Annotated in this window: 25 protein-coding genes and 2 pseudogenes; 15 read left to right on the top strand and 12 right to left on the bottom strand. The window is 49.8% G+C overall.

Translation table 11 applies throughout. The features are described 5' to 3' along the window. The first annotated feature begins 485 nt into the window (after positions 1-485). The 4 genes from NOC_RS14570 (at position 486) to NOC_RS14555 (ending at position 2,011) form a co-directional block, all read left to right on the top strand. Complete coding sequence (locus NOC_RS14570) at positions 486-929, top strand: hypothetical protein (protein WP_002814225.1); 444 nt, start codon at positions 486-488, stop codon at positions 927-929. A gap of 176 nt (positions 930-1,105) precedes the next feature. Beyond that, positions 1,106-1,249: a PH domain-containing protein gene (locus NOC_RS18685; RefSeq protein ID WP_368730341.1), complete on the top strand. Its 144-nt coding sequence runs from the start codon at positions 1,106-1,108 to the stop codon at positions 1,247-1,249. Positions 1,250-1,415: 166 nt separating this feature from the next. Next, on the top strand, positions 1,416-1,658 hold the full coding sequence (locus NOC_RS14560; RefSeq protein ID WP_011331053.1) for a type II toxin-antitoxin system HicA family toxin: 243 nt from the start codon (positions 1,416-1,418) through the stop codon (positions 1,656-1,658). Next, positions 1,655-2,011 (top strand): type II toxin-antitoxin system HicB family antitoxin, encoded by a 357-nt coding sequence (locus NOC_RS14555; protein ID WP_002813241.1) that lies wholly within the window; start codon positions 1,655-1,657, stop codon positions 2,009-2,011. Before NOC_RS14560 ends, NOC_RS14555 begins: the two co-directional genes overlap by 4 nt. A 118-nt stretch (positions 2,012-2,129) precedes the next feature. On the opposite strand, the pseudogene NOC_RS18255 reads toward NOC_RS14555, so the two are convergent. Then, positions 2,130-2,243 (bottom strand): annotated as a pseudogene (locus NOC_RS18255) (type II toxin-antitoxin system Phd/YefM family antitoxin); the annotation flags it as partial. 1,001 nt (positions 2,244-3,244) lie between these two features. Between NOC_RS18255 and NOC_RS14545 the strand changes: the two are divergent. The 7 genes and pseudogenes from NOC_RS14545 to NOC_RS14515 all read left to right on the top strand — a co-directional run bounded on the left by NOC_RS14545 (position 3,245) and on the right by NOC_RS14515 (position 9,124). Further along, positions 3,245-3,700, top strand: coding sequence for a hypothetical protein (locus NOC_RS14545; protein WP_002813811.1), 456 nt, complete (start codon positions 3,245-3,247; stop codon positions 3,698-3,700). A gap of 67 nt (positions 3,701-3,767) precedes the next feature. After that, a pseudogene (locus NOC_RS14540) lies at positions 3,768-4,760 on the top strand (ParA family protein). A gap of 96 nt (positions 4,761-4,856) precedes the next feature. Next, on the top strand, positions 4,857-5,363 hold the full coding sequence (locus NOC_RS14535) for an AAA family ATPase (RefSeq protein ID WP_002813305.1): 507 nt from the start codon (positions 4,857-4,859) through the stop codon (positions 5,361-5,363). A gap of 597 nt (positions 5,364-5,960) precedes the next feature. After that, positions 5,961-6,248 (top strand): NadS family protein, encoded by a 288-nt coding sequence (gene nadS / locus NOC_RS14530; RefSeq protein ID WP_011331051.1) that lies wholly within the window; start codon positions 5,961-5,963, stop codon positions 6,246-6,248. A gap of 403 nt (positions 6,249-6,651) precedes the next feature. Beyond that, on the top strand, positions 6,652-7,200 hold the full coding sequence (locus NOC_RS14525) for a hypothetical protein (RefSeq protein ID WP_002812183.1): 549 nt from the start codon (positions 6,652-6,654) through the stop codon (positions 7,198-7,200). A 432-nt stretch (positions 7,201-7,632) separates the two neighbouring features. Beyond that, positions 7,633-8,562 (top strand): hypothetical protein, encoded by a 930-nt coding sequence (locus tag NOC_RS16460; RefSeq protein WP_011331050.1) that lies wholly within the window; start codon positions 7,633-7,635, stop codon positions 8,560-8,562. Between the two features lie 259 nt (positions 8,563-8,821). Next, complete coding sequence (locus tag NOC_RS14515) at positions 8,822-9,124, top strand: hypothetical protein (protein WP_231561841.1); 303 nt, start codon at positions 8,822-8,824, stop codon at positions 9,122-9,124. Between the two features lie 21 nt (positions 9,125-9,145). On the opposite strand, the gene NOC_RS14510 is transcribed toward NOC_RS14515, so the two are convergent. The 7 genes from NOC_RS14510 to NOC_RS14485 all read right to left on the bottom strand — a co-directional run bounded on the left by NOC_RS14510 (position 9,146) and on the right by NOC_RS14485 (position 16,577). Then, positions 9,146-10,330: a glycoside hydrolase family 57 gene (locus NOC_RS14510; RefSeq protein ID WP_002813710.1), complete on the bottom strand. Its 1,185-nt coding sequence runs from the start codon at positions 10,328-10,330 to the stop codon at positions 9,146-9,148. 45 nt (positions 10,331-10,375) lie between these two features. Beyond that, positions 10,376-11,812: a DUF4139 domain-containing protein gene (locus NOC_RS14505; protein WP_002813321.1), complete on the bottom strand. Its 1,437-nt coding sequence runs from the start codon at positions 11,810-11,812 to the stop codon at positions 10,376-10,378. 100 nt (positions 11,813-11,912) lie between these two features. Next, positions 11,913-12,620 carry a M48 family metallopeptidase gene (locus tag NOC_RS14500; RefSeq protein WP_244859983.1) on the bottom strand — a complete coding sequence of 236 codons (708 nt, stop codon included), beginning with the start codon at positions 12,618-12,620 and terminating at the stop codon, positions 11,913-11,915. A 316-nt stretch (positions 12,621-12,936) separates the two neighbouring features. Further along, the gene (locus tag NOC_RS17570; protein ID WP_155814718.1) at positions 12,937-13,098 is read right to left on the bottom strand and encodes a hypothetical protein; all 162 of its coding nucleotides are present in this window, start codon (positions 13,096-13,098) and stop codon (positions 12,937-12,939) included. Positions 13,099-13,532: 434 nt separating this feature from the next. Continuing rightward, positions 13,533-14,033: an Hsp20/alpha crystallin family protein gene (locus NOC_RS14495; protein ID WP_002813643.1), complete on the bottom strand. Its 501-nt coding sequence runs from the start codon at positions 14,031-14,033 to the stop codon at positions 13,533-13,535. Between the two features lie 75 nt (positions 14,034-14,108). After that, on the bottom strand, positions 14,109-14,555 hold the full coding sequence (locus NOC_RS14490) for an Hsp20/alpha crystallin family protein (RefSeq protein WP_002813301.1): 447 nt from the start codon (positions 14,553-14,555) through the stop codon (positions 14,109-14,111). A 114-nt stretch (positions 14,556-14,669) separates the two neighbouring features. Then, positions 14,670-16,577 (bottom strand): ATP-binding cassette domain-containing protein, encoded by a 1,908-nt coding sequence (locus NOC_RS14485; protein WP_002812124.1) that lies wholly within the window; start codon positions 16,575-16,577, stop codon positions 14,670-14,672. Between the two features lie 985 nt (positions 16,578-17,562). Between NOC_RS14485 and msrB the strand changes: the two genes are divergently transcribed. Genes msrB through NOC_RS14465 form a run of 4 tightly spaced genes read left to right on the top strand, consistent with a single transcriptional unit; the run spans position 17,563 to position 20,045 of the window. Beyond that, complete coding sequence (gene msrB, locus NOC_RS14480) at positions 17,563-17,970, top strand: peptide-methionine (R)-S-oxide reductase MsrB (RefSeq protein ID WP_002812087.1); 408 nt, start codon at positions 17,563-17,565, stop codon at positions 17,968-17,970. After that, positions 17,945-19,000 carry an FAD:protein FMN transferase gene (locus tag NOC_RS14475; protein WP_244859982.1) on the top strand — a complete coding sequence of 352 codons (1,056 nt, stop codon included), beginning with the start codon at positions 17,945-17,947 and terminating at the stop codon, positions 18,998-19,000. The genes msrB and NOC_RS14475 overlap by 26 nt, the downstream gene beginning before the upstream one ends. Before the next feature lie 47 nt (positions 19,001-19,047). Further along, positions 19,048-19,296 carry a hypothetical protein gene (locus NOC_RS14470; RefSeq protein WP_002813554.1) on the top strand — a complete coding sequence of 83 codons (249 nt, stop codon included), beginning with the start codon at positions 19,048-19,050 and terminating at the stop codon, positions 19,294-19,296. A 29-nt stretch (positions 19,297-19,325) separates the two neighbouring features. After that, positions 19,326-20,045: a carboxypeptidase-like regulatory domain-containing protein gene (locus NOC_RS14465; protein ID WP_011331047.1), complete on the top strand. Its 720-nt coding sequence runs from the start codon at positions 19,326-19,328 to the stop codon at positions 20,043-20,045. Between the two features lie 93 nt (positions 20,046-20,138). Here NOC_RS14465 and NOC_RS14460 read toward each other — a convergent pair whose 3' ends face one another. The 4 genes from NOC_RS14460 to NOC_RS14445 form a co-directional block, all read right to left on the bottom strand. After that, a complete protein-coding gene (locus NOC_RS14460; RefSeq protein ID WP_002814127.1) occupies positions 20,139-20,570 on the bottom strand; it encodes a hypothetical protein in 432 nt (143 codons plus the stop codon). Between the two features lie 295 nt (positions 20,571-20,865). Then, the gene (locus NOC_RS14455; protein WP_002812395.1) at positions 20,866-21,501 is read right to left on the bottom strand and encodes a PqiC family protein; all 636 of its coding nucleotides are present in this window, start codon (positions 21,499-21,501) and stop codon (positions 20,866-20,868) included. Then, positions 21,498-23,150 (bottom strand): intermembrane transport protein PqiB, encoded by a 1,653-nt coding sequence (pqiB, locus tag NOC_RS14450; RefSeq protein ID WP_011331046.1) that lies wholly within the window; start codon positions 23,148-23,150, stop codon positions 21,498-21,500. The genes NOC_RS14455 and pqiB overlap by 4 nt, the downstream gene beginning before the upstream one ends. Continuing rightward, on the bottom strand, positions 23,147-24,388 hold the full coding sequence (locus NOC_RS14445; RefSeq protein WP_011331045.1) for a paraquat-inducible protein A: 1,242 nt from the start codon (positions 24,386-24,388) through the stop codon (positions 23,147-23,149). Before NOC_RS14445 ends, pqiB begins: the two co-directional genes overlap by 4 nt. Between the last annotated feature and the right edge of the window lie 276 nt (positions 24,389-24,664).

The following is a 24,664-nucleotide window of genomic DNA, read 5'->3' as shown; positions in this document are numbered from 1 at the left end:
ATGTTGTAGCATTTTATTGTGGAGTCAATACGGAGGGGATGATTATGACACAGGGGAAAATATGGATTGCGGCAATAGGGCTTATCATGGCTTCAGGGAGCAGCCTGGCTCAAGAGGGGCCTATTACTTTCGATGATCGAGCTGGGTAAACGGAATTTTCCGAGGGAGGGGCAAATTTCAGTGGCGGTATTGTACTAACAGAAGGTGTCCCGGCGCTTTATTCGTCAGGGGCCTTCGCCTATGCGCTAGAATCTGATGATGACACGGCAACGGTAACATTTGATCAACCTGCTGACAGTGCCACATTCTTTTTTGTTCATGAGGCTGGATCTGCGCCAGCCACGGCGACCGCATTTAATGCCACGGGCGATGTTATTGCCAGTGCCAACAGCAACGCCCCTACCTTCTTCGCGGACCCGGAGAATTTTGTCACCCTAAATCCTCCCCAACCTATTGCCCGGATAGAGTTCACCGGTTTCGGGCTAATGGTCGATGATTTCAGTTTTACCACTCAAGGAGGGCCAGGTAGCATTAATTTTGGTCATAGTGGCACTTGGTATAATCCTAGCACCAGCGGCCAAGGCTTTTTAATTGATGTGATTCCATCGAGAGGAGAACTATTTGTAGCCTGGTTTACGTTCAATTCCGACGGTACCGGACAACGCTGGTTTACGGCTCAAGGTCCTTTTGAAAATAACCGGGGGGAACTCACTTTGTTCGAAACTACGGGAGGCGTTTTCAACGATCCGACTCCGGTAGCTACCACCGAAGTAGGCACCCTGAATATCGAATTTCAAAGCTGCACTAACGGAACGGTAAGCTTTAATATTCCTGACGAGGGCTTGCAGGGGATCATTCCGCTCGTTAAATTAGTGCCAGATGTCATTTGTAATGATCTTGCGAATGGATCGCTAATGGTGAGCGAGTAACTAAAGCAGCAGGCAACCCACGCATTAAGCCGTGGGTTGCCTCTCTATGATTGAAAATTGTTCTCCGTGGAAAAGCGATTGCTTCCCTTTTTTGGCTATGGAGCTTGGGACTGCTGTTTTGGCTAGCTGCGCTTATACGCCATGTCACCACCGAACTTGCTTGCACGAACAAACGCATGGTTGCGAAGCTTGGCTTTATTAGCCGGAGAACCATTGAGCTCAATCTTAAAAAGATTAAGAGCCTCCAGGTCGGTCAAGATATCCTTGGTCACATATTCAGCTATGACACCATTATGATTTCCGGTGCTGGCAATCCGTAGGCCCCCATTCCGGGTATCTAGCGTCCGATGATATTTCGTCGCTCCTTCATGGAGTACCAAGATCGTGAAGGTAACGACTAACAAATCACCGCAGCGGACGGCCCTGACGAGCCGTCGCTGAGCGGCATTGCCCTATGATATCATATAAAATATCATAGAATACTTCATGAGCAAGGCTGAAAAGTTACTCGCGAAGATGCGAACCAATCCGCGCGGTTGGCGCATCGACGAGCTGGAAACGGTGGCGAAACGCTTCGGTATCGATGTTCGGAAAACTGGCGGTAGCCACTTTGTCTTTCTGCATCCCGATTCCGAACTGGCCGTAACGATTCCGTTCAAGCGCCCCATCAAGCCGGTGTACGTCACCCAGTTCCTTGCTTTGTTGGATGATATTGGAGCGGAAGAATGAAGAAGCATATTGAGTATCCTTTTGAGTTCCGCCCTCTCGCCGATGAAGAAGGCGGTGGATGGCTAGTGAGCTACCCAGATCTGCCGGGCTGCATGTCGGATGGTGAAACGCCTGAAGAAGCCATGGCTAATGGCAAGGATGCGCTGGCGGCTTGGCTCAAAGCCGCAGAGGAATCTGGGCGCGAGATTCCGAATCCCAGCGATCTACCTAGCGGAAAGTTCATTGCCCGAGTTCCGCGCAGTTTGCACGCTCGATTGACCGCGCGCGCAAAACAAGAAGGAGTGAGCATGAATGCCTTGGTATCGTCTTTTCTCGCCGAGAGCTTGGGCCGCCGGGAGGGCACAAAGCGGTGATGGTCAACTAGGCGCCGCAGCGAGCAACCGTTCGACTGGCAGAATCTCCTGCATCATCAAAAGCCGTGGGCCTATGTATGCAAGAGAACCCGCCCGTCAACTCCCCCACCAGGTTCTAACTCTGGAGTACATGCAATGTTTCCTGCTCTCTTTCCCAGTCATCGGCGCTTAATACTATAAAAGCCTCGCTAGCCCGCCGCGTAACCTTGAGGGGTCTATGCTTGCTAATCATCTATTCTACAAGTGTTTTCAATTTTTCTCTGAATTTGTTTACGCTAAATGGTATCCATAAAGCTGCCGATAATGTATGTGATTTCCGTATTAATATAGCTTGAAAGTCTTAACAAGGCTAAGCTTTAAGGTCAGCGTCAAGCAATCCTTTAGCAAGGATTTCTGGCGCATTTCCAAGAAAGAAGTTACGAGAATCTTCAAATCCATAGAGGCGCTCATTATGAAATTTCGGCGATCATCTACGAAATTAAAGATGAAGAGCTGATCGTAGTGGTTGTCAAAGTAGGTCACCGACAGGATGTGTACAAAAGTAGCTAACAACAACTTCAACTCGGACACATTCCTGTGCGCTTCTAAATTCAGGCATTAACGTCACTCAAAAGGGGTTGAAATGAGTCGCTTTAAAAAACAAAAATGAGATGGTGTCAAGAAGCAGGGAAGGGCCTTGATCACCCGAATTCCTATGTCAGTCAAAATATTATCTTGAGCCTTACCCGCCCGAGTTGATACCGCGTAATTTGATTTAATTTCCCGGTTTCCCTAGCTTCCCTCAACTCACCCCCGTTCTTCTTCCTTAAGATTGCTTCCGTCCTTAATAAAGAATTCAGATAGTTTCCGCATTGTTGTTTTCAATCGGTTGCCGTGGGATGCGATAACCAATAAACCAGCGCGATAGGTTCTGCGCAGGACAGTTAAAGTTTGCTGGCAGGGAGACGAACTTACTGAAAGTCAGTCTACCGTATTTTGATATGCCTGTGGATAAATTATTAACAAATATGCAGGCAAACTTGCCTGAATTTTAAGTTGATATCAAATTATCAAAGTAAATTTACCTAAAAATAAAGTTATCATGGCAAAAACGCCTAATTTACTAGCTAATATCAACTTATCAAGGCAACCAGTTCGACTGGCAGAACCTCCCGCATAATCAGGCGCCGTGGGCCTATGTATGCAGGAGAACCCGCCCGTCAACTCCCCGATTATGAGTAAAGGAGTTACACCTTGAAACCTAAGTTTTGGAAACTGTCGCAGGGCACCGCAGAGTTCGGTGTTAATCAAATCATTGAGTCAATTGACCAAAGATTGGTCTATGTCCACAAAGATACGAAAGCGAAAGCTACCTCAAATAAGTCGCAGGCCCAGCAATTTATTGACGCTAAAATCGGTGACTATTTTTATCTTACCCATGGGAATGCTGGTATCTATGAGCTCGGTCAGTTCACCGGCCCTGCGAACATCTTTTCTTCTCGGTGCGAGGGGTGGCTCGACCGCCCTTTTCGGTTTATCAGCGCCTCAATATCAAAAGAGAAGTACATGGGACAAAAAAAGTGGTGGGCACCGAGCGATAATTCTACTTTTACCCCCGTCCCTGACAATGAGCTGGCATTATTTGAAAAGGAAATTTTAACTCCATTTTTCAGCATTGATCTTTCAAAGTTTGGAGTAAAAATCTCATAATAATTCGCGTAAGACGGACGTCCCTGACGGGCCGCTGCTTCGCTCCGCGTTAAATATTGGAGACCGAATGAAGATAGTTAGTATTTTTAATAATAAAGGTGGAGTCGGAAAGACCACCTACATGTACCATATTGCCCACCTTCTTGAGAAAGAAGGGAAGACAGTTCTGATTGCAGACTTAGATAGTCAATGTAATTTATCCTCTTACTGTATCTCGGAAACAGAGCTTGAACAAAGCTGGAAGCCAGATCGAGGAAATAGTATCTGGAACGCTGTCGAAAGGGTTTATCAGGGTATGGGGGACATCCGGAAAAGACGCCCTTCCAGAGTAAGCAGCCAATACCCGAACCTCTTTTTGGTTCCTGGAGATATTTTGCTGAGTAATTAGGAGGACGTATTGGGTGATACATGGAATTCCGCTAAAGGTGGTGCTGAACCTGCGCTACGAGTCCAATCGGCGATATACAGATATGTAAAATGGTGCGGGAAACAGGTTGATGCTGATGTGATTCTGTTGGATCTTGGACCAAACCTTGGCGCACTCAATCGCGCGATTTTGGCTGCAAGTGATTACTTTATTGTACCGATGTCTCCAGACCTGTTCTCAATAAGAGGTACTGAAAATCTAGGAAACAAGCTCGTTAACTGGGCAAATGAATGGGGACAATGCAATAGTTCATGGAAAGGTCAAGGGTTGGATCTTCCTGCTGGCAAGCCGACTTTTCTTGGGTATGTAATGCAGCAGCACAACGTACGTCAAAATCAAGATGGTATGACGCGAGGTTGGTCAATTTTCGGAAGTAGGGTTGAGCAAGCAGTAAGAGACAACATTATTGATAAACTCGATCCAATTAGTCAGGTGCATCATTGGGTTGACAATGAATGGAATCTTGGCCGCATTCCGAACCTTCATAGCCTAGTCCCCTATTCTTTAGAAGCACGAAAGCCAGTCTTTGACTGTACTTCAAGGGATGGTTTGACAGGAGCCCACATAACTAGAGCAAGTGATTCTACTCAGCATTTTAACCCTATCATGATTAAACTGAGGCAGGTTATTTAACAAAACGCGGCACGCGGATGTCCTTTACGCCACTGCGCTTCGTGTTATGTGTTCCGGCTGAACTGACCATAGATAGTCACTAATGGAGAGTGAACATTGAAAATATCGAGTTTAACACTTAAGAACTTTCGGGCTTATAGCAATGTCTTTGTGAAATTCGATGATAATTTCAATGTCATCATTGGTAGGAATGACGTTGGTAAATCAACAATCCTTGAGGCTTTGGAAATATTCTTTAATAACGAAACGGTAAAAATGGAGATTGGTGATCACAATGTCCACGTGGACGATCCTGAAATGTCTATTCAGGTCTCTTTTCGTCCAGAAGATAAGCAATATACCATAGACACTGTGCCAACTGATTTACATAGAGAGTATCTCCTCGATGAAAACGGTAAGCTAACCATTAAGAAATCTTGGGATTGCTCAAAAGATAAATTGACGGCCACATCATTAAAAACTTATATAATTGCTAATTACCCAACTGCATTTGAAGAACCTTTGATATCTTTAAAAATTGCTGACCTGAAGAAGTTGTTAGATGGTTACGCGGATAAGCACGTAGCACGGGAAAGGGTAGCGCATCCCGCCATATCTTACTGAGACTCACTCGATAAACCCTCGTTTCACCTGATCAGCCTCGGCTTATCTAGGAGAATAAGCCGAGGCGGCTATTCAGAATCGGCTGAATCGTAGCTTTGCTCTAGCAAGAATGTGCTAATACGCATCGTTGCCAAAATAATAATCAATCTATGCAGTACGGTAAACGTCTCCATTAGGTTTTTCTCTTGAGTGCCAACGAAAGCAAACTACTTTGGCAACTCATTCCCGGTTGAGAACTCTTGGTTTTGGTAACAACATTACCCGGTTTAGAATTAGTAAGGTGAATTAATAATTCCCTGCAGTCACTATGAAAAAAGAAAAAGTTGACATATCCCCGGTATTTTAGAAAAAATGCACAACAAAGCGCTGCACCGGACGGCAATTCCGCTGGTGCTTCATAGCGGTAGGTGAGCTTCGGCGCTAGGGCTCTAGCAAAAGTGGTGGTGTCCAGGTTGTCTATTATTATCACGATGAGCGCATCCCGCTTTACTTGCTCACTGTCTTCGGCAAAGGCGAAAAGGATAATCTCTCCAAGGCTGAACGCAACGAGCTAGCCAAACTGGTCCAACTACTTGTCAAGGCATGGAGGATATAGTTATGAGCGAAGCATTTGAAAGTATTCAAACCGGTCTAAAAGAGGCCATAGCCCACGCGAAGGGTAAGAACTCTGGCGCAGTTGTTCACGAGTTTTCGCCGGTAGACGTTAAAGCCGTCCGAAAGAAAGTGGGCATGTCGCAGCGAGAGTTTGCGGCATCATTCGGCATTAGCCTGGGTACGTTGCGGCATTGGGAGCAAGGCGATCGCCAGCCGCATGGCCCTGCCCGCGTGTTGCTGAAGGTTGTTGCCAAAGAACCTAAATTAGTTTTGAGCGTCCTCGCAAGGTAAAAACATAACAATGCCATTGAGATCGAGAAGCGATCTTTCGATGCGTGGGCAGAAAGTTAAGAAATTTGATGAGGTGCTTAAAGAAATAGGGTTTGATTTGGAGAAGCAGGAAGCCAAAGAACGAGGGCAAGTATCCTGTTTGGTTTAGACTATCGGAAAAGACTATCCAGCACGTAGGGCGGGAAAGCGTAGCGCATCCCGCCATATCTTACTCATCATGAACTAGGCCAAAAGAATAACCAATCTATGCAGGACGGTAAATGCATCCATTAGGTTTTCTCTTGAATGCCAACGCAAGCGAACTACCTTGGCAACTCATTCCCGGTTGAGAACTCTTGGTTCTGGTAACATCATTACCCGGTTTAGAATTGATACAGTCAATTAAGGACTTCTCGCTGTTGCTATGAGAAAAGAGAAAGCTGAACTAGAAATCTCCGAGAGATTACAGATTCATCATTTTGAATCGTATATTGAAATAGTTCGAGCATGGCGAAGCTGGACCACTCCGCTCTTGGCGGTATTCACCGTATTTTGGAATGGGCTCTTGGTGTACTGGTATTCTATACTTAACGAAAACAGTCCCCTCATTGTGATACTTTTTCCGTTTTTGCACGTTGCCGCTGGAATCAGTTTAGCGTACTACGTTGCGGCCTTGTGGTTGAATAAAACCCATATATATATAGGCGCTGAAAAAATAGTGATCCAACACAAGCCAATCCCCTGGCGTGGTAATAAAGAGATACCAGTATCTGCTATCAAACAGCTATATGCGAAAGAAAAAATTTTCCATTCCGCAGAAGGGAAATCAATTTCCCACGAAATTCATGTAATTACCCACAATGGAAAAAATATTAAACTCATTGAGAAACTCGAATCAGGCGAGCAAGCCTTCTACCTTGAACAAGAAATCAAAAAATTTCTGAAAATTAAGGATACTCCTAGAGGAAAATAGTTTGGGGATTTCTCCTGACGAATAGTGGGTATCTCATCTGACACTATATAAGCAGCTAGGGCAGTCCTAATTTATTTAGGAGGGTTTTTATTCAAGGAGATAAAAATCAAGAACCTCTATAGCTAATCGGCTATGGCCCAGCTATTCTTCCCACCATTCCGCAGAAAGTATTCACCAGAGCGGCACCGTCTAGAATCGGCGGAACATACAAATATCGCATGATTTCTCTGCCGCCATTTTTATCCTGAGCAGAGAGCTACTCCCACGAAGGTAATTTTTTCACTAGAGACACGGTTATTTTCCGCACACGATAAGCTGTACTGAACACTATACTTAAAATCGGCATTCTAAAAATTTCGCGAGGAGGATTGAAGGGAAGATTTCTAGTGGTTTGGAATAACGGCTATATCTAACCGATATGAGGTAACGACCATGAAACAGCTACGAATGATTGGGGCCTTTTCTGTCTTAATAGGTTTATGGGGTTGGCTTGCTTCCAGCGGAATTTTTCAGGCGGCTCAGGCAGAAACGGCAAAGTACCCAGAAACGATAAAAACGGAATTTCAATACGCTGCCAAAGTCGCCTGCTCCCTATTACTCCCGCATCAAGATGGCACTTTGGTCAGAGGTACCTACCGTACCATTGTTAATATCCATAACCCTACTAATAAACCTATTACTATTGCCGCCAAAGTGGCGTTGGCCACAGCATTTGGCTCTGAACCAGGCCCCTTCGATGTTACGCCCTTCAAAAAGGCCAAGCTTCAGCCGGATGGGGTTACTGAATTGAGCTGTTTTAATATTGCAGGCTTTTTTTGCCCCATTGACGGCGTGTGCGTAGATTTTGCTTTTCTGGAAGGGTTTGTGGTGATTAAAAGCCCCGTGCCCTTGGATGTCGTCAGTGTCTATACCGCCCGGTCTACGGAAGGAGAGGTGGAAACCATGGATGTCGAAGCCGTTCAGCCACGGAAAATCCGTGAAATGATTAAGCTGGTGGCGCCGGCGGCGCAGCCTAAGATCAAGGAACATATCACCTATCCTCCCAAGGGCAGCCCGGCTTACGGCGATAAGGCTTACGGCGATAAAAGGTGCCCAAAGCAAATGTGTGGAGGCATCGCGGGTCTTCCTTGCCCGGAGGGCAAGAAGTGTGTGGATGATCCCTCGGATGATTGCGACCCTGCCCAGGGTGGTGCTGACTGCGGCGGGATCTGTGTGAGCCGTCCAAAGCAAATGTGTGGAGGCATTGCGGGCCTTCCTTGCCCGGAGGGCAAGAAGTGTGTGGATGATCCCTCGGATGATTGTGACCCTGCCCAAGGTGGCGCTGACTGCAGTGGGATCTGCGTGGGTCATCCGGCAAAGTAGTTGCTCAAGGACAAGACTTTTGCAGCACCATCCAGAAACTAAATTGCCCTGAAGGGCAAGTGTTGCGATTTCGGGGATGGTCAAAGTGAGGTGTCCGCTATTGAGGGCGCCTCATCTGATGCCAGAGAGTAATGGATGAGCGTATAGGCTACCTTATCTCCGTGAGTCCTGAATTCCATAGTCTACAATTAAAAGAGATCATAGGTTTATGCCACTAGGGCAAACTTTGCTAAAGGGCATTATTCCGGGGAGGTTAGAAATGATACGCTCAAGCCTTATTTTAACGGTATTAGCTTTTCTTTTGGTCATGATGGGTGCGGGTATTGGAGTAAATGCACAAGGACTAAATACAAATAAGGAAACTGGCTCCCAAGATGAGATAGTGACTGTAAAGGAGCGAACCAGTGGGGTTTCCTTATCCGATTACGCTGGATGCATTAATTTCTGCCAGCTGAAGCTTCCAGGGATGGATCTCCAGCAAATATGCATGGAGGGATGCCGCCATATTGATAGTTCCTTTCAGGGTAAAGGAGGATTTTTGGGCTTGGTTCCCCCAGAATAATGGATAGCAAATATTTCATGGTTATTTAAGTTTCTGGGCTGCGGTGTTCATTTGCGTCCAGGCGGTATCCAAATCTTCATGGGCGCGATGAACCCATGCTTCTCCCCAATAAAAGTGGCAACTGGTTTCCGAGCGTAGCAGGTGCCACTCCGCCTCATTGAGAAGATGGGCGATTTCCGGGTTCAGGGCTTGAGCGCCAAGATGTTTTTGCTTTAGTTGATGGAAGGCCGTACTGGTTTCTTCTACCCGTTTAAGGGCCTCTTTTTGGCACTGGGAGCCGGTCCACTGGATAAAATCAATCCCTGAGTGATCGCCAGTATTCCAGGCTGCGGTTGTTATCCTAACTCGGCCCTTGGCGCCGTATTTGTCCAGGTAATCCTGGATGAAAGCGGGGCGGAGAATAGCATTATCCCGGCGCGCCCCTGTTAAAAAATCCCGGTAAAATGTTCCCCAAAAATTACTTTCCTCGGAAGTATTACGGAACCAGCCGCCATTGTCTCCATCGCTACAGGTGGTAACCAGGGGCGGGAAGTCACACGGCCGGGTGCGGTGATAAAGCTCATTTAGAAACCAGTCATACTCCATTCCGGCTTCCTGGGCATCTGAGAGTTCCCGGTCCCGGACCACCACAATGATTTCTTCCCCCCCGTACTCGGCAATATGGGGGCGGTAGCGGAGCTCCTGCCAACTCATCTCCTCTAAAGGCTCCACATGGAGGCTATCTACCAGGACATAACGGAACCCATGTTGCTTCAGCAGGGGGATCAATTCCATGGTAAAAGCCATCTCTGGCGGCCAAAACCCGCTGAAGCGAGTTTGGCTAAAAAGATGCCGCCCGATACCTAGCCAGCGCTTGATATGCTCTTCCCGATCCGGGCCAGGAATCAGGGGGAGAGCAGGGTGATAGTAAGCGCTCCCCAGAAGGTTAAATAAGGCGGTATTCTGGAGATGCCACAGCAAGTCGCCGCATTTGATAATCCCATAGACCCGTTGCTGAAAGCCGGGATTGGAGAGGGTTTCAAGGAGCGTACCCGAGAAGGCTAGATGAACCCGGGCGATATCCTCGTATCCCCAAAGGGAGCGGGGTATCCGGTCCAGGGCATAGAGAATTTCTTGAGCCTCCCAGGGGGCATGTTCCAGTAAATGCTCCAGATTGCCTGCTGGTTGATGTAAGTTTAAGACAAGGGCGTGGTGGATAATGCTCATGGCGGTATAAAAACTCAGGTGTCTGGAATCATATTTGGACGAGGACTAGGTTCGGGTTTGGAAACTTACGGTAAGGGTAACCTGGCCCTCTGCCGGGATGGATAGTTGCCAAAGCGCGGTATTGCCGGTTTCCCGCTGGTGGGGGTGGCTCTCGGTAATAATATACCAATCGCCAGGAATAAATTCGGCGACCTTAACCAGAACGGATTCTTTTTTGCCATTGCGAAGCTCTATTTTGAAGGTGGCCTCGAAAGAATCGGAATCCAGTTTGCGGTACTCGGTCCGCTGTTTTTTTGCGGTGATGTCAAAAGCTTGCCCTAGCCTAAGTTTAGCAGAAGCGTTTTTGGAGACATGATTAATCCGATCCTCGCCCACAAATTGGGTGTTACCTCTTGAGTCTTGCTTATAGACCCGGATGATACCCGCTGGCAAGGGCAGCTTCAGTCCAGCCTGTTGGGTGTTATCGAAATGCAGGTAAACCATGACCGGCGGTTTTAAGACGGGAAAAGATTGGGAGTGACCGTAGTAGAGTCGCGGTGTGTGGCTTCGGAGCTCATATTGTTTTTGAGCTATGACGTTATGGGCGCTGAGTAGGGCGACCTGTTTGGTCTGATTGTTTTTGAGAGTTGTGGTGTGATCTAATGTGTACAGATGATAGTCTAGTAAACCTTCTTCCTCCATGGGGGGAACGTCTGCAAATGTCCTGGCCTCTTGCGCTGGGCGTTTGGCGTAGTGGACTTGCGGGGTGACCTGATGGACGCTGCCCGCCACTAATTGCAGGTGGGCATTTTGGTAAGAAATTCCAGACTGGTTCGTGAGAGTCACCCAGCCATTTAGATCGAAGCGATCCTCAGTTTGATTGAGCTGAGCCACGTAATCAGCCTTCCAGTTTAGGCCACTGGTCAGATAGCTTAGCTCTAAGGCCTGCTTGTCTGCCACTTCCGTTTGGAGTTGCAAAATTAAAGAAGGGCGCTCCCGTAGATCTTGGGGAATCTGTTGGTAAACCAGCCTATCCGGAGAAATCCCTGTTTCAATGCGGTTCTTGAAACGCAGGATTACCCCCGGATTGGCGGCTAATAGGATCGCCTGTTCAATAGTTTCCTCGCCGGTCGTGGGATGGCGGGAAATGACGCCTACCTGCTGTCCCACATGTTTCTGAAGTAAAGCTTCAGCGGTGAGCAAGTCAAATTCGTAGTTTTGCTCAGCAATAGAAAAACCCTGGGGGTGGGTAAGATTGCGAAGCAGGGCGGTCTCGGATTGAATACCGGTGCTCACATCCATAAAAGCTAGCGTATTATGCCCTTTTTTTAATGCCACCTGGCGTTGGTCTTTTATCAAGGCTAAATCATTATTATAGATAGTAATCGCCACCTTTTTTTGATCGGTGTGGGTGGTGTGTATCTCTTCTTGACTCCAGGCGGTAGAGGGCGGAACCAGAATCCAAAGCGCAAGGGCTCCCGCGGGAATTAATCTTGGCATCATAAGTTTTCACTTTAGGGAATCATCATGGGAATCTCCTTATAGTAAGCACACCTTCCCACCGGCGCAATACGGGTTGGATGGAGTAGCTGTACTTGGGTCTCTAGCGTCGCTCAGCCCAGGCGGGGACATAGTGTCCGGCGCGGCGCAATTCCTGATCCAGGCTGCGGCAATTAGATTCAAAGTGAGTCAGCAAAGTCCAGAAACGGGGGGAATGATTAAAGTGCACCAAGTGAACGAGTTCATGGAGAAAAACATAGCGCACCAAATGGGGGGGTAAAAATAGCAGCTTATGGTTCAAGCTGATGGTCTGGCGTTGGGAACAGCTAGCCCAACGGGTGCGTTGGCCTCGAATAATTGTCTTGAAGTGTTTGAGGCTGATTTCTTTGCTTACGGTCTCTAACCAGGGCGGGAGGTGCAGGTGGGCCTGTTCCGTCAACCAGCGCTGCAAAGTTTGCTTTACCAGGAAGTAATGAGTGACATGGCCCCGCAATAATAGCCGGTTGCCCAGGGTATGGATATGGAGGCTGGGGTTGGCGTCCTTGTGGTAGGTGATATAAAACTGCTGGTTTATAGCGCGTAGGCAAATAAGCGTAGGTGAAGTCTCCTGAGTAGCCAATGGAGGTTGGTGCTGAAGCCCTTCGAACTGAGAGAGGGTGCGGTCTAGCCAGGCCTTTTTTTTCCAGAGTAAAGCGGGAACCGAGGCTGGATCTACTGTTTGAGGTAAAACGACGATCACGCCTTCCTCAGCGCTGACCTGAATACGGACATGCCGTGCCCGGGATGATACCCGGACCCTATAGGCAGGCAAGTCTGAGGACATCATTTCTTTAACAGGGATTGAGGGTACTTTATTAGTATAGATCACTCTGTCTAGGAGGGGGTAATCCCCTTATCACTCGGCATTTTGCTGTGAACCGGTGGTGTTTAGAAATGAGTAGAGTCCCCGGTTTGACTGAAATTTGCATACTGCCATGTATTTAAATGATCAGTCATTGACTCAACCAGTTCCCTACTTCGGTAGGAGACGTTACTCGCGAATTCTGGCTGACGGGCTTGTGTTACCTCAGCCGGTAAAGATAGGCACTTCGGGGTGCATTCCCAGCTCCGAACACTGCGCCAGGGGGTTAAACAGCACGGGCCGGGATAACGGGCAGTGCCCCCTCAAGGGATTGACCCGCAAGGGTGGGAGGAACCGCGAGATAACCGAGCGAGGGAACCTTAACCCGCGTAAGCGGTGGCTCGTAAGAGCAGGCGAAAGCCAACCCTTCCCCGGTGGGGTCCAACACCGGGGACCTATTTTTATGTGGCCCTCGCGCTCGATGTGCCACTTTGTTTCGCACTCTCGCTGGGGGGTCATTCAACATCCATGTTTAATTCCAAGGAGAGGTTCATTATGCTGAAGCCTTCTCCAATTTTGCAGCCCGGTAATATCCCCATGGTCGACAACCTTCTGCATACAAGGTTGATGGGGTTCAAAAAATCATCGAAGCTCAAAGGGCAAAGACACGCGGTCAACGATCAGCTCAAAAATATTTCCTAACTTGGGTATGCTCGTCATCGCGGCATCGCTAATGTTAGGGTTAATTTGGACGCCATCCTGATTGTTTACCTGACTTATATCGAACTAGCTCTAAACGATGCCCCCGGAGAGGGGGCGCCGTTTACTTTACCGCTGCTAAAAAAACAAGTTACTTTAGCATTGAAGTAAAATTCAATTTTATTAGCCGGATTTTACCTCAACACGATGTTTTATCTGCCGTGTTTTTGGCAGGGAAATCCAGAGTACGCCTCGGCGATATTTAGCCTGCGATCCGCTTTCCGTGACTTCGGCAGGTAGTGGCAGGACTCGCTCAAAGCGCCCATAGGCCCGCTCCATCACATAGTAGCGTCCATCACTTTGCTCCCGTTCTACCCGCTTTTCACCTCGGATCACCAGGGCATTATTCATTACCTCGATATCAAAATCGCCGGCTTCCATGCCAGGGGCTTCTAACCGAACGGTCACGGCTTTATCATCCTCCTTGATTTCGGCGGCTAATAGCCCCCAGCGGGAAGCATTTTCCATGACCTGGTCTTCCATCGTTTCCAGCTGCCCTCCTTGGGTTGCCGGTGTAAATTGGGTAAGAGCCTGGTTCGCTCTTTCCCGCAGGTGATGCCAACCCTCGGTAAGGTAATCCCAAGCGCGGGAGGCACCCTTATGGATCTGCTCTAGGGGGGACATCGTCATGACTCCTTAATGTTTAGAGACTATCATTGCCGTAATAGTAACGGTTCCTTGGTATTGGCTTTCTGGGCTTTATCCTTCCACCGTAATCTTGCGGCTCTGGGCCTGCTGGCTTTTTGGGATCACCAGTTCAAGGACACCGTTTTGAGAGCGGGCACTGACTTTAGCGGCATCCACCGTATTGGGCAGGGCAAAGCGCCGTAAAAAGCTGCCGCTGACCCGCTCCACTCGCTTATAGCCCCGCTGCTCCGGGATTTTACTGGATTGACGGTGGCCCTTAAGGGTGAGGGTGCCATTGTCCAAAGTCACCTCAATATCCTTGGACTCAACACCAGGCACGTCGGCATAAATAACGAACCGGTCCGCTTCTTCCTTAATATCTACAGCGGGGACCCAATCGCTCGTGGCAAGCTCCGCTTCGGTTTGAGTATGCTGGGGAGAGTTCCCCTCAAAGAGACGATTGACTTCTCTTTGCAATTGGTTGAGTAGGTCAAAGGACTCATAATGTCTAATGGCCATTTTCTATTTTTCTCCTGCGATAAAGTCTTCAAATTCGCTTGGAAGCACGGTTACCGGCTTCCGCTTAAGAGAAGAAATGGGGATGATTTGCCCGCTTTCAAGGGGCATTGGGTTTTAGCCTCCTTGTTCGGCGGCTTCCAGTGTTTCAGTGGCTATTAGCCATTTTTCTTCCGTCTCAAGGAGAGCGTTCCGAAGACGGGCCTGCTCCATAAGAAGGACCTTAAGCTGCTCTTTTTGCTGGGGATCTTGGTATAAATCAGGAGTAGCGAGTTGTTGGTCGAGAACCGCTTTTTCAGCTTGTAACTTTTCCAGCGTCTTCTCAATTTCTTTAAGCTGTTTTCGTAAAGGCTGCAACAGGCGCCGCCGTTCCGCCTCTTGCCGCCGGCGTTCCTTGCGGACAGTGGCATGTTGGAATTCAGTTGGATTGCCGTGGGTGTTTTCCCCAGTGCCGCCACGGCGCTGTTGAAGCCACCGCTGATAGTCTTCCAAATCTCCATCAAAGGGGATGGCGGTATGATTAGCGACGAGCCATAAGGTGTCCGCCGTGCTGCGCAGGAGATGACGGTCGTGGGAGACAATGATCATGGCGCCTTCAAAATCCTGCAAGGCAGAGGTCAGGGCATAACGCATTTCCAGGTCAAGATGATTGGTGGGTTCATCCAGCAGCAGCAAGTTAGGGCGCCGGTAGACTAACAAAGCCAATGCGAGACGAGCTTTTTCTCCCCCGGAAAAGGAACCCACGGGCGCCAGGGCTTGTTCCCCTTGGAAATTGAAACCGCCAAGAAAATTCCGCAGATCTTTTTCAGGGGCTGAGGGTGCCAATACCTGTAGATGTTGGAGGGGAGTTTCCTGGGCACGGAGTTGCTCTACTTGATGCTGAGCGAAGTAGCCGATGACTAAATCAGGCGCTTCCTCTACGGTCCCGGCTTGGGATGGCAGTTCCCCCGCAAGGGATTTAATGAAGGTGGATTTGCCTGCTCCATTCGGCCCAAGTAAACCAATCCGATCTCCTGGCGCCAGGTCTAGGTTAACGTGGGACAACACTGCTTGTTGTTCATATCCCATGGCTACCTGTCGCAGGCGTAGTAGTGCAGCGGGCAGTTTCTCGGGAGGGGGCAAGGTAAAATAAAAAGGGGAAGTGACATGGGCAGAAGCCACCTGCTCCATGCGTTGCAGGGCCTTTAACCGGCTCTGGGCCTGGCGCGCTTTGCTTGCTTTGGCGCGAAAACGGTCAACGAAGTGTTGGATATGAGCAATTTCCCGCTGCTGCTTTTGATAAGCAGCCTGTTGCTGGGCCAACTGCTCGCCCCGTTGCCGTTCAAAGGCGGCGTAATTACCCCGGTAGTAGCTGACAGTTTTATTTTCGATATGGGCAATATGGCTCACCACCTGATCGAGCAGTTCCCGGTCATGGGAAATCAAGAGGAGCGTGCCGGGGTAAGTGCTCAGCCACTCTTCTAGCCATAATACGGTATCCAGATCCAGGTGGTTGGTAGGTTCATCCAAAAGCAGCAAGTCAGAGCGGCACATGAGGGCTTGGGCAAGATTGAGCCGCATCCGCCAGCCGCCGGAAAAGGTCCGTACTGGCTGGGACTCCTGAGCAGCAGTAAAGCCTAAACCGTGCATGAGCTTCGCCGCCCGAACCGGAGCTGTATAGCCATTGATGGCCTCAATGCGGGCATGAAGCGTGCCCTGGGCAGTGCCATCGTCTGCCTGCTCGGCTTTTTCCAAATCGGACTGGAGAAGACGCAGTTCTCGGTCACCGTCAAGGACGTAATCCAGGGCAGATCTGTCTACTGCTGGAGTTTCCTGGGCCACATGGGCGAGCACCCATTGAGAGGGCTGGTCAAATTCTCCTGCGTCTGGTTGGAGTCGACCTAAAATCAGATCAAATAAACTAGATTTGCCACAGCCATTGGCGCCGGTGAGGCCAACCCGTTGTCCAGGATGAATAGTAAGATTAAAGTTCTCGAAGAGCAGGCGAGGGCCGCGCCGCAGGGAAATATTTGTAAAACTTAGCATTAAAATTAGGATTTCTCATTGCACTGATTTTTTCGTCCGCTGTCGTCACGGGCACGTTACTGAGTGTTGTGGTTGGTCAACTCATTTTCCAGTTGTTGCTCCAGCCTGATTAAATTATTGTCCTGATGGCTTTGCAGTGCTATTCGTGTACCCATAGCGCCTCTTTCGTTTGACCCGTGCTTGTGCAAACCCACAGCATAGACATAGTGTGGTGGTATCTCGCATTTTGCGGCGCTAACTGAGCAGCCTTTTTCAGGTGGTTCAGCCCCTTCGGCTGGTTCTGTTGGCGAACAAATAGTAACCCTAAACTATAGTGTATATCGGCGGGGTCTGGAAAGCGTTGTAAAGCATCTTGCAAACTGGTAATGGTTGAGCGATTCGTTGAAGGAGTACAGGGATGTGCGACGACCCCCCAGCGAGCGTTCCTGTGCGTGTCCGCCTGCCTGCTGCACAGGCAGGCACGCAGACAGGTCAGGAACAGTTAAGCGAGACTTAGCCGCAAACTCCAAAGAAAACAACCAGCCGCTACTGACACCCTATAAGTAGAACTGAGATCCGATCCCAGCGGGCCTGTAGAAAAACCGCCTTTTACGGGCGTGCTTATACGCTCTACACACTCGTAAAAATCATTTTAACCCTTAATTTTTAACTTTGTGCATTTTTTGAAATAAAATGACCGCTCATCAGCCACCAAGGCTGAGCCGTGGAAATGGCTACCTGGTTTGGTGCTCGCGCCAACAGGAACCGGATCATCCTGGCTAAGGGGAAGCCGATTTTCTTTCTCCCTAGCAGCCGCCGCTGTCCTAGCGGGTACGTATGGTCCTATACAGCTCTCCGCAAAATAAAAGTATGATTAAAAGAGCGTACCAGGAGCGCTTTAAGAGCCTTCCTTCTGAACTAAATTAAAGAAGGACGGGGAACGCATCAGCAGATAAGCGGCTAAAAGTCAGGACAGAGCCGCGAGGGGATTAATTAAGGAGGGTTTATGGAAAATAAGGTCCGCAAAACCGAAGCAGAGTGGAAAGCGCAGCTTACTCCAGCGCAGTATCATGTGACCCGGGAGGCGGGGACTGAGCCTGCTTTTAGCGGAAAATACTACCATCATCAAGAAGGGGGAACTTATTGCTGCGTGTGTTGTGGCAACCCCTTGTTTAGCTCGGAACAAAAATATGAATCTGGAAGTGGCTGGCCGAGTTTTTGGAATCCCATCGACAGTCAGTCCCTGGAGAAGCGTTCGGATGATAGCCATGGCATGAGTCGAATCGAGGTCAGATGCGCCCGCTGTGATGCCCATCTGGGCCATGTTTTTGGCGATGGTCCCGCGCCCACGGGTCAGCGATATTGTATTAATTCCAATGCCCTGGATTTTGAAACTGATTCTCCGTCTATTTAGGCCGGCGGGCATCCTGCTTTGCCTGGTATTGACCGCTTGCGCGGAGTCAGGAGAGGATCATCTGACCTGGTTGAGCGGCGCTACCATGGGCACGGGATATTCCGTCAAGATCGTGGACCTTCCTGCCCGGATCGACCCCGAGGTATTGGATCGGGATATCGCCCGGTTGCTCGAAGAAATCAATGGATTGATGTCCACTTACCAAGCGGATTCTGAACTATCCCGCTTTAACCGTAATAAGCGTACTGATTGGGTCAGCGTTTCCACAGAGATCGTCAAGGTATTAGAGGAGGCTCAGAGCATTAGCCGTTTGAGCAAAGGCGCCTTTGATGTGACAGTGGGGCCACTGGTTAACCTCTGGGGGTTTGGCCCCGGCTCCTATACCAATGAGATCCCTTCGCGGCGGGAGATGGAGGCTGAGAAGGAAAGGGTCGGTTTTAAGCAGTTGCAGGTACGGCATTCACCCCCTGCTGTCAGGAAGAAGCGGGGGGATATTTATGTGGATCTTTCGGCGATTGCTAAAGGCTACGGCGTGGATCGCATCGCGGAACTTTTGGAGGCCCAAGGAATTTACCATTATCTAGTGGATATTGGCGGAGAAGAACGAATCCAAGGACACGGTCCGGAGGGTGCCCCGTGGCGAATTGCGATTGAGCGGCCAGTAGCAGGTGAACGCCGGGTGCAGCGTATCCTTGAGCTAGATTCCGGCGCGGTGGCTACTTCAGGCAATTATCGTAATTACTTTGAGCAGGATGGAAAGCGTTACTCGCATACGCTCGATCCTCGAACGGGTTGGCCTATTACCCATAAACTTGCCTCGGTGACGGTGGTCGATGCCACCGCCATGCGGGCAGACGCTTTAGCTACGGCGCTGTTCGTGCTTGGCCCAGAGGAAGGATTACAATTGGCCGAGCAGGAACAAATCCCAGCCCTGTTTATAATTAAAATGTCAGGGAGGTTTAGAGAGAGAGCCACCCGGAGTTTTACTAAAATTCGTTCCTGGGACTTGCGGGAAAAGGAAAGTTTCTAGTCATCTATCTTATTTCCATAAGAGGCTGGGCTACAAAGAATCGGGGTATGAATAGCAGTTATGTCTTCGGGTCGACGCAGTACCATATTGAGCTTGAGCGACTCCGCGCCATTGAAAATCTTTTCGACCCTGCTTCGCGCTGCCTGCTTACTGCCGCAGGCATTGCTGCTAACTCGAATTGCCTTGAAAGCGGGGTTGGAGCAGATTCTATTCCACGCTGGTTGAGCAATGTGGTGTTTCCAAGCGGTCGCATAACGGCGGTGGATTTGGATCGCCGGTTTTTACACAATCTTTAATTATGTTGAATTTGGATGGGATTAAAGCGATGCTAAAGTTGCCAACGAATTTTTTAGCGAACGCCACGCTTCCTCTATGGGTAGGACTATTATTGCTTTTAAGCGCTTGGGGAGGGTTTGCTGGACCCTTGTGGGCGGCAAGCCTTCAAATCCAGGTTTTGGCGGAAGGAGAAGGAACACCCTTGGAGAATGCCTCGGTTTGCCTTGGAACCTCACCAAATCCCCAACAGTTCGGCGCTTACCTGACGGATGAAAAAGGGGAGGTATGGTTGGACGAGATGCAGCCAATACCCTTTATTCTAATAGTCTCCAAAGCGGGCTTTAGAGGGGAAGGGCGCGTTGCAGGCAGGCAACGGATAGATCGGGTTATGGTCGCATCGTTGGCGCCGGGCGGCGGCGGCCCTGCCTGCGACGTATCATCCCAGGCCGCTAAGAGAGAACCTTCCGCAGCGGAGCTACAAGTTAAGCACTTAGTGATTAACGGAAGTGCGCCTCTGACTTTAAACCGGGAGGTTACTCTCTCTTTCACCGTGGAAGGTGAGCCTACCGAATATCGTGCCAGTCAGTTTCCCGATTTCCGGGATGTTCAATGGCAAGCTTTTGTTTCCGCTCCCTTGTTTGAATTGAGCCCTGGCAGTGGTGAAAAAATCATCTATTTCCAGGTTCGTCGCTATCAGGAAGTGGAGAATTCTTATCTTCAGATGGTCTCCAACACTATCAAGGAGAACATTTATTTCTCAGATCGTTAGTGTATGACGGGGCGTTTACCAAACAGGATATTCCATCGATTGGAATGAGGACGCTGGCGTATAAGCCAGCGTCCAGGAAAAGGGCAAGGAAGATTACTCTTCCTCTGATTGTCCTTCGGGTTCAACTTGTACCAGGTAGTGATGATGGCTGGAACATCCCCGGACGGATTCTGACAGGATATCGATCCTGACGTACCGCGCCTCAGTAATGGGTTCAGGAAAATGCCCTTCGACCAGATAACTTTTATTGGGTTGTTGGGTGATCGTTAGCTCGCCTTCTTGGCCGCGAATCTTGACGGCAATACTTGATTCCCGCACATCAGAACTTGCTACAAAGGAGAAATTGGATAGTTCGGGAATAATTGCCTTGGGTGCTGGATTTTCTTCGGAAATCCTTACGGTTTTACAGCTGCTTGATTGGGCGGCGCTACTCCCGCCATAGGCATAGGCTGCAGTCGTCAGCGTGGCGGACAGGAAAAATAAAACTGCCTGGGAACCGATATGGAAAAGTTTTTTATTTATCATGGTTTGTCCAAACTATTTTTTAGAATATGAAAGCTAGTTAATTTGCTTGCAAACGAAAGTATAGAGCCAAAAGGACTGAGGCTCAAAATTATCTAAGTACCTCCATAAAAGTCTCGAAGTATTCCTAGAAGTGCGCTGGTGGGGCGAAGGCAAGGGAGGGCAGGCATCTTTTTCAGGGAGGAAAAGCGGGTTTATGGAACATCGCCGGCGCACCCCATATTTATAGGTACTTATCGGTGCTGTTAGCTTTAAAAGCTTAAGGGAAAATGGGAAAAAAGGAAGCAGGATAGCTTTTTTATGGTGCGTCTATATTTACCCCTTGGGCAGTTTCATCGGCTTGCTCTAGTGTCAGTTCGTGGATCGTGCTAGCGATGCTATCTGTGACCCGAGCCAAGCCTTTAGAAAGTGCAGCCACAAGTGCTTCGTAACCATCTTCTGCAAGTGGGGTGTCCTGCTTAAATGAGCTTTGGGCTACCACGTCGCCGTTTCCATTGCGCAATCGCCAGCTACCAGCAACTACCGCCTTACCGTCAAAGCGTCCATGGAAGCTATTGAATTCAACAGTAAGTTGCCATGCTTTGAGCGGCGCGCTGCTGGTATTTGGATAAACGGCTATAGAGGGTAGCTGCGTGGTTAGCCTATTATAAATATACTGGTGCAGTTGCACTGTCAGGGGAGCGGCCCAGCGGTGTTGCCGGGCCACGCTCAACCGATTGGGCGCGGTTTTATAGACGATGCCCGAGTGCTGCAGAAATTCAGCGGCGTAAATTTGGTTCACGATTAACGCCTTTCTTGCGACGCGGGCCTCGCTGGGTGGAGTCGTGCCTGCAGGAGGAGTGGTAAGCGAATATAGCCAGGGCTGATGGGGCGTTGTGGCGCAGGCGCTTAAAATGAAAGCCACTGCCACCAGGATTATGGGGCTGCGCTTCATTTGGCAGCTTGGGGAATAGGGTCTTCAGGGGCATTATCGCCGAAAAAGAGTGCTGAAGGAGCATTGTGCAGCGTTTCCACGAAGGGGGCGAGATCATCCAGAACCTGATTCAGCCGGTCAAGGGAGCGGTTGAGCTTATCGTAGACGGGCGCTCCCTGCTGATAGCTGTTCAGGGTCTTCCGTAATTCATCTAGGGTTGCATTGAACTCAGTAGGGAGCTTGCCCATGGCCTCGCTGCCGAGAAGTGAGTTCAGCCGATCCATGGTGTTTTGGGACTTATTCATGACTTCGCTAGTGCTTTCTAGGGTGTGTTGCAACTTAGTCAGCACTGGCGCGAGTTCCAGTTCATTGAGTTTATCCAATAGTCGGGTGATCTTTTCCTCGATACTGGCCAGCCCGCTGCTGCGGCTGGGGAGCAACGGATACTGGCCTTGAAACGCCGGTTCATGGTGGGCACCTTTCTGGTCCGTGAAAGCGAGATCCACAAACATTGCGCCCGTGAGCAGATTAGCCGCCTTTATAGTGGCCCGCAACCCTCTAGGGAACAAGCGGTTCAGATGCTGCTGCCAGGCTTTTTGATCGAATTGCGCCCAGGTAGTGCCTGCCAGCCGCTGCGGTTCGAAGGCGATCAGTACTGGGATGCGAAAGGTCTGGGAATATTCCATACCAAAGTCGTCACCAAAGAAGGGGACGTTGAGTACCGTGCCTACCCGGACGCCACGGAATTCGACAGCCGCTCCTGGGTACAAACCGCGCACCGAGTCATCGAACAGAATGACGTACTTGTACTGATGGTCGTAACGATCCTGCTGGGCGGCTTGGCGCGACGGATACAGTCGAAATATAGCGCCTTGTTCAGCTTGTTTGCCATCCTTCAGATCCGGTGGAATCCCAAACGTGACACCCCCCGCCAACATCGTCTCAAGGGTGCCTGTTTGTACCTGCAATCCCTCGGAAGTGATCTCAAAGATAATGCCGGAGCGTGGCCAGAACTGGACATTCTCGGTGATCAGCGCATCGAAGGGAGCACGGATAAATACGCCGTAGTGCATTTCCAGCGCTGAGGCATTGAATTCTGCGGTATCGATCTGACCCACTTCCTGGCCTTGATAGACCACAGGGTCTCCGATGGTTAAGGAGTTATCATCCGTACTGACTAACTCCAGCGATAATCCCTCGGTGTGGATACGGATCGTGGGTGGCCGTTCTAGCACCTGGAACCGGCGGGCTGGGTCTTGAGCGTTGCCTGGGCGCATCTGGATATAGACGCCAGAGAGGATTGTGCTCAGGCCGCTAATACCTTCCCGTCCCACCCGGGGTTTGGCCACCCAAAATTGGGTATCCTCCACCAATAGAGGGTCCATATCCGCCTTCATGCGCACCTCGGCGATGGCTCCCGTGTAATCCTTGGACAAGCGTACCTTCTCCACCAGTCCCACATCCACATTGTGTAGTTTAACCACTGTTTTACCAGCTTCCACACCTTCGGCGTTGTCGAGCTGCAATATGATCTCCGGACCTTGAGATGCAATATTCTGATACACCAGCCACGCGCCGATCAGTGCAGCTGCGAGGGGGACCAGCCAGACTGGCGAGAGCTTTATCCGCCGCGGCGGGCGTATCTTGGCCTCAGTCAGCAAGTCGCTCATTTTTCATGGACCCGCCAAATCAGGCGGGGGTCAAAGGCCATTGCCGCCAGCATGGTGAGGATCACCACAATTGCAAAGATAACCACACCGGGGCTGGGCTGTACGCGCATAAGCTCACCTGCCTGAATGAGGGCGGTCAACAGGGCAACTACAAATACGTCGAGGAACGACCAGCGGCCGATTGCCTCGACAAGCCGGTACAGCCTGAGTCGGTCATAGGCGCTGCGCCCGGTACCCGCTTGTGCCTGCAAACAAAGCCAGCCAAGAGCGAGCACCTTACCGATAGGCACCACAATGCTCGCCGTAAAGATTATCAGGGCGATGGGCCAGGAACCGGTCTCCAGCAAAAGCCGGGCGCCGCCCACTACGGTCTGTGGTGAGGTTCTACCGAGCTCGGTGGTGATCATGATGGGATAGGCCATGGCTGGAATATACAAGATGCCTGCTGCGATGAGCAATGCCCAGGTTGCTTGCAAGCGGCGCGGGTTGGGCGCGATAGGATGGTAGCCGCAACGTGGGCAGCGTGTCTGGCTGGCAGTATTGACGATGGCATTGCAGCGGGTGCAGCCTGCGGCTCCTTGAGTAGCCGCAGGACTGCCGGGGGCAAGATCAACCGGAGGATCGACCGGGCCACTGATAGCCGTCCACAAGGTTCCAGGATCGAAGCTAGAGATGGACTTCAACAGCAACACGGCATAGGCGCAAAACGCCGGGAATGCAGGACCGAGCTGCAGACTCGCCAGGGAGAGCACCTTGATCATGCTCACTAGCACCCCGACCACAAACACATCGCTCATCACCCAAGGTTTGATGCTTGTCAGTAGCCGCGCTAGTGTTTGCGCCCCCATGGGACGGCGGCCCGAAGCCAGCACTCCATGGAGATAAAGGAGGACCAGTAGATAGGCGGTTGGCAACAAAATCGTGGTCGTAAGCACAACCAGTCCCAAGAATGGAAAATCGTAGTCAAAGAGGGCTAGTGCGGTATCTGCCACGATAATGGTGTGTTTAATCCCCTGTACCTCGAAGCTCACGAAGGGAAAGGCGATCGCGGCTGCCAACATGATTAATGCCGCGCTGGCCCAGGCAAGTTGGCTTTGAATTGAAGTGTGCTGTTGGCCAGGTAACTTGTGTTCGCATCGGGGGCAGCAAGCGGTCTCGCCCGCCCGTAGTCGTGGCAAGGTCATCACCCAGTCGCAGTGATGGCAGACGGCTAACGTGGCCTGTGCAGAGAAGTCCATTGGCATGGTCCCCTAATATTCATAAGTTTTATCCTCAATTTTCCCCGGGCTTTAGGGGTAATCAACCTATTCATAATGGGAGTGATTCATCGTAAACAATCCCTTGATCTTTGATTATAAAAACGAAGCAATAAAACCGATAAAAAATCACAAAATTGAGGGTAAATTGTCACAACGAAGTTGATTAGCTACTACTATAATTTTTATATAGCGAAGACGCTATTAGCGTTTGCTAAATAAACCGTATGGTTTCCAAATTCTTTATGAAGCGCTGGG

Source organism: Nitrosococcus oceani ATCC 19707 (genome assembly GCF_000012805.1).
GTDB lineage: Bacteria > Pseudomonadota > Gammaproteobacteria > Nitrosococcales > Nitrosococcaceae > Nitrosococcus > Nitrosococcus oceani.
The sequence above is the reverse complement of the archived record's forward strand: the minus strand, read 5'-3'. Positions and strand labels throughout refer to the sequence as shown.

Excerpts from the sequence above, each read along its gene's own strand:
- NOC_RS14570 (WP_002814225.1), top strand. The coding sequence starts at position 486 with ATGGTCGATGATTTCAGTTTTACCACTCAAGGAGGGCCAGGTAGCATT.
- NOC_RS18685 (WP_368730341.1), top strand. The coding sequence starts at position 1,106 with ATGGTTGCGAAGCTTGGCTTTATTAGCCGGAGAACCATTGAGCTCAAT.
- NOC_RS14560 (WP_011331053.1), top strand. The coding sequence starts at position 1,416 with ATGAGCAAGGCTGAAAAGTTACTCGCGAAGATGCGAACCAATCCGCGC.
- NOC_RS14555 (WP_002813241.1), top strand. The coding sequence starts at position 1,655 with ATGAAGAAGCATATTGAGTATCCTTTTGAGTTCCGCCCTCTCGCCGAT.
- nadS (WP_011331051.1), top strand. The coding sequence starts at position 5,961 with ATGAGCGAAGCATTTGAAAGTATTCAAACCGGTCTAAAAGAGGCCATA.
- NOC_RS14525 (WP_002812183.1), top strand. The coding sequence starts at position 6,652 with ATGAGAAAAGAGAAAGCTGAACTAGAAATCTCCGAGAGATTACAGATT.
- NOC_RS16460 (WP_011331050.1), top strand. The coding sequence starts at position 7,633 with ATGAAACAGCTACGAATGATTGGGGCCTTTTCTGTCTTAATAGGTTTA.
- NOC_RS14515 (WP_231561841.1), top strand. The coding sequence starts at position 8,822 with ATGATACGCTCAAGCCTTATTTTAACGGTATTAGCTTTTCTTTTGGTC.
- NOC_RS14510 (WP_002813710.1), bottom strand. The coding sequence starts at position 10,330 with ATGAGCATTATCCACCACGCCCTTGTCTTAAACTTACATCAACCAGCA.
- NOC_RS14505 (WP_002813321.1), bottom strand. The coding sequence starts at position 11,812 with ATGATGCCAAGATTAATTCCCGCGGGAGCCCTTGCGCTTTGGATTCTG.
- NOC_RS14495 (WP_002813643.1), bottom strand. The coding sequence starts at position 14,033 with ATGTCCCCCCTAGAGCAGATCCATAAGGGTGCCTCCCGCGCTTGGGAT.
- NOC_RS14490 (WP_002813301.1), bottom strand. The coding sequence starts at position 14,555 with ATGGCCATTAGACATTATGAGTCCTTTGACCTACTCAACCAATTGCAA.
- NOC_RS14485 (WP_002812124.1), bottom strand. The coding sequence starts at position 16,577 with ATGCTAAGTTTTACAAATATTTCCCTGCGGCGCGGCCCTCGCCTGCTC.
- msrB (WP_002812087.1), top strand. The coding sequence starts at position 17,563 with ATGGAAAATAAGGTCCGCAAAACCGAAGCAGAGTGGAAAGCGCAGCTT.
- NOC_RS14470 (WP_002813554.1), top strand. The coding sequence starts at position 19,048 with ATGAATAGCAGTTATGTCTTCGGGTCGACGCAGTACCATATTGAGCTT.
- NOC_RS14465 (WP_011331047.1), top strand. The coding sequence starts at position 19,326 with ATGCTAAAGTTGCCAACGAATTTTTTAGCGAACGCCACGCTTCCTCTA.
- NOC_RS14460 (WP_002814127.1), bottom strand. The coding sequence starts at position 20,570 with ATGATAAATAAAAAACTTTTCCATATCGGTTCCCAGGCAGTTTTATTT.
- NOC_RS14455 (WP_002812395.1), bottom strand. The coding sequence starts at position 21,501 with ATGAAGCGCAGCCCCATAATCCTGGTGGCAGTGGCTTTCATTTTAAGC.
- pqiB (WP_011331046.1), bottom strand. The coding sequence starts at position 23,150 with ATGAGCGACTTGCTGACTGAGGCCAAGATACGCCCGCCGCGGCGGATA.
- NOC_RS14445 (WP_011331045.1), bottom strand. The coding sequence starts at position 24,388 with ATGGACTTCTCTGCACAGGCCACGTTAGCCGTCTGCCATCACTGCGAC.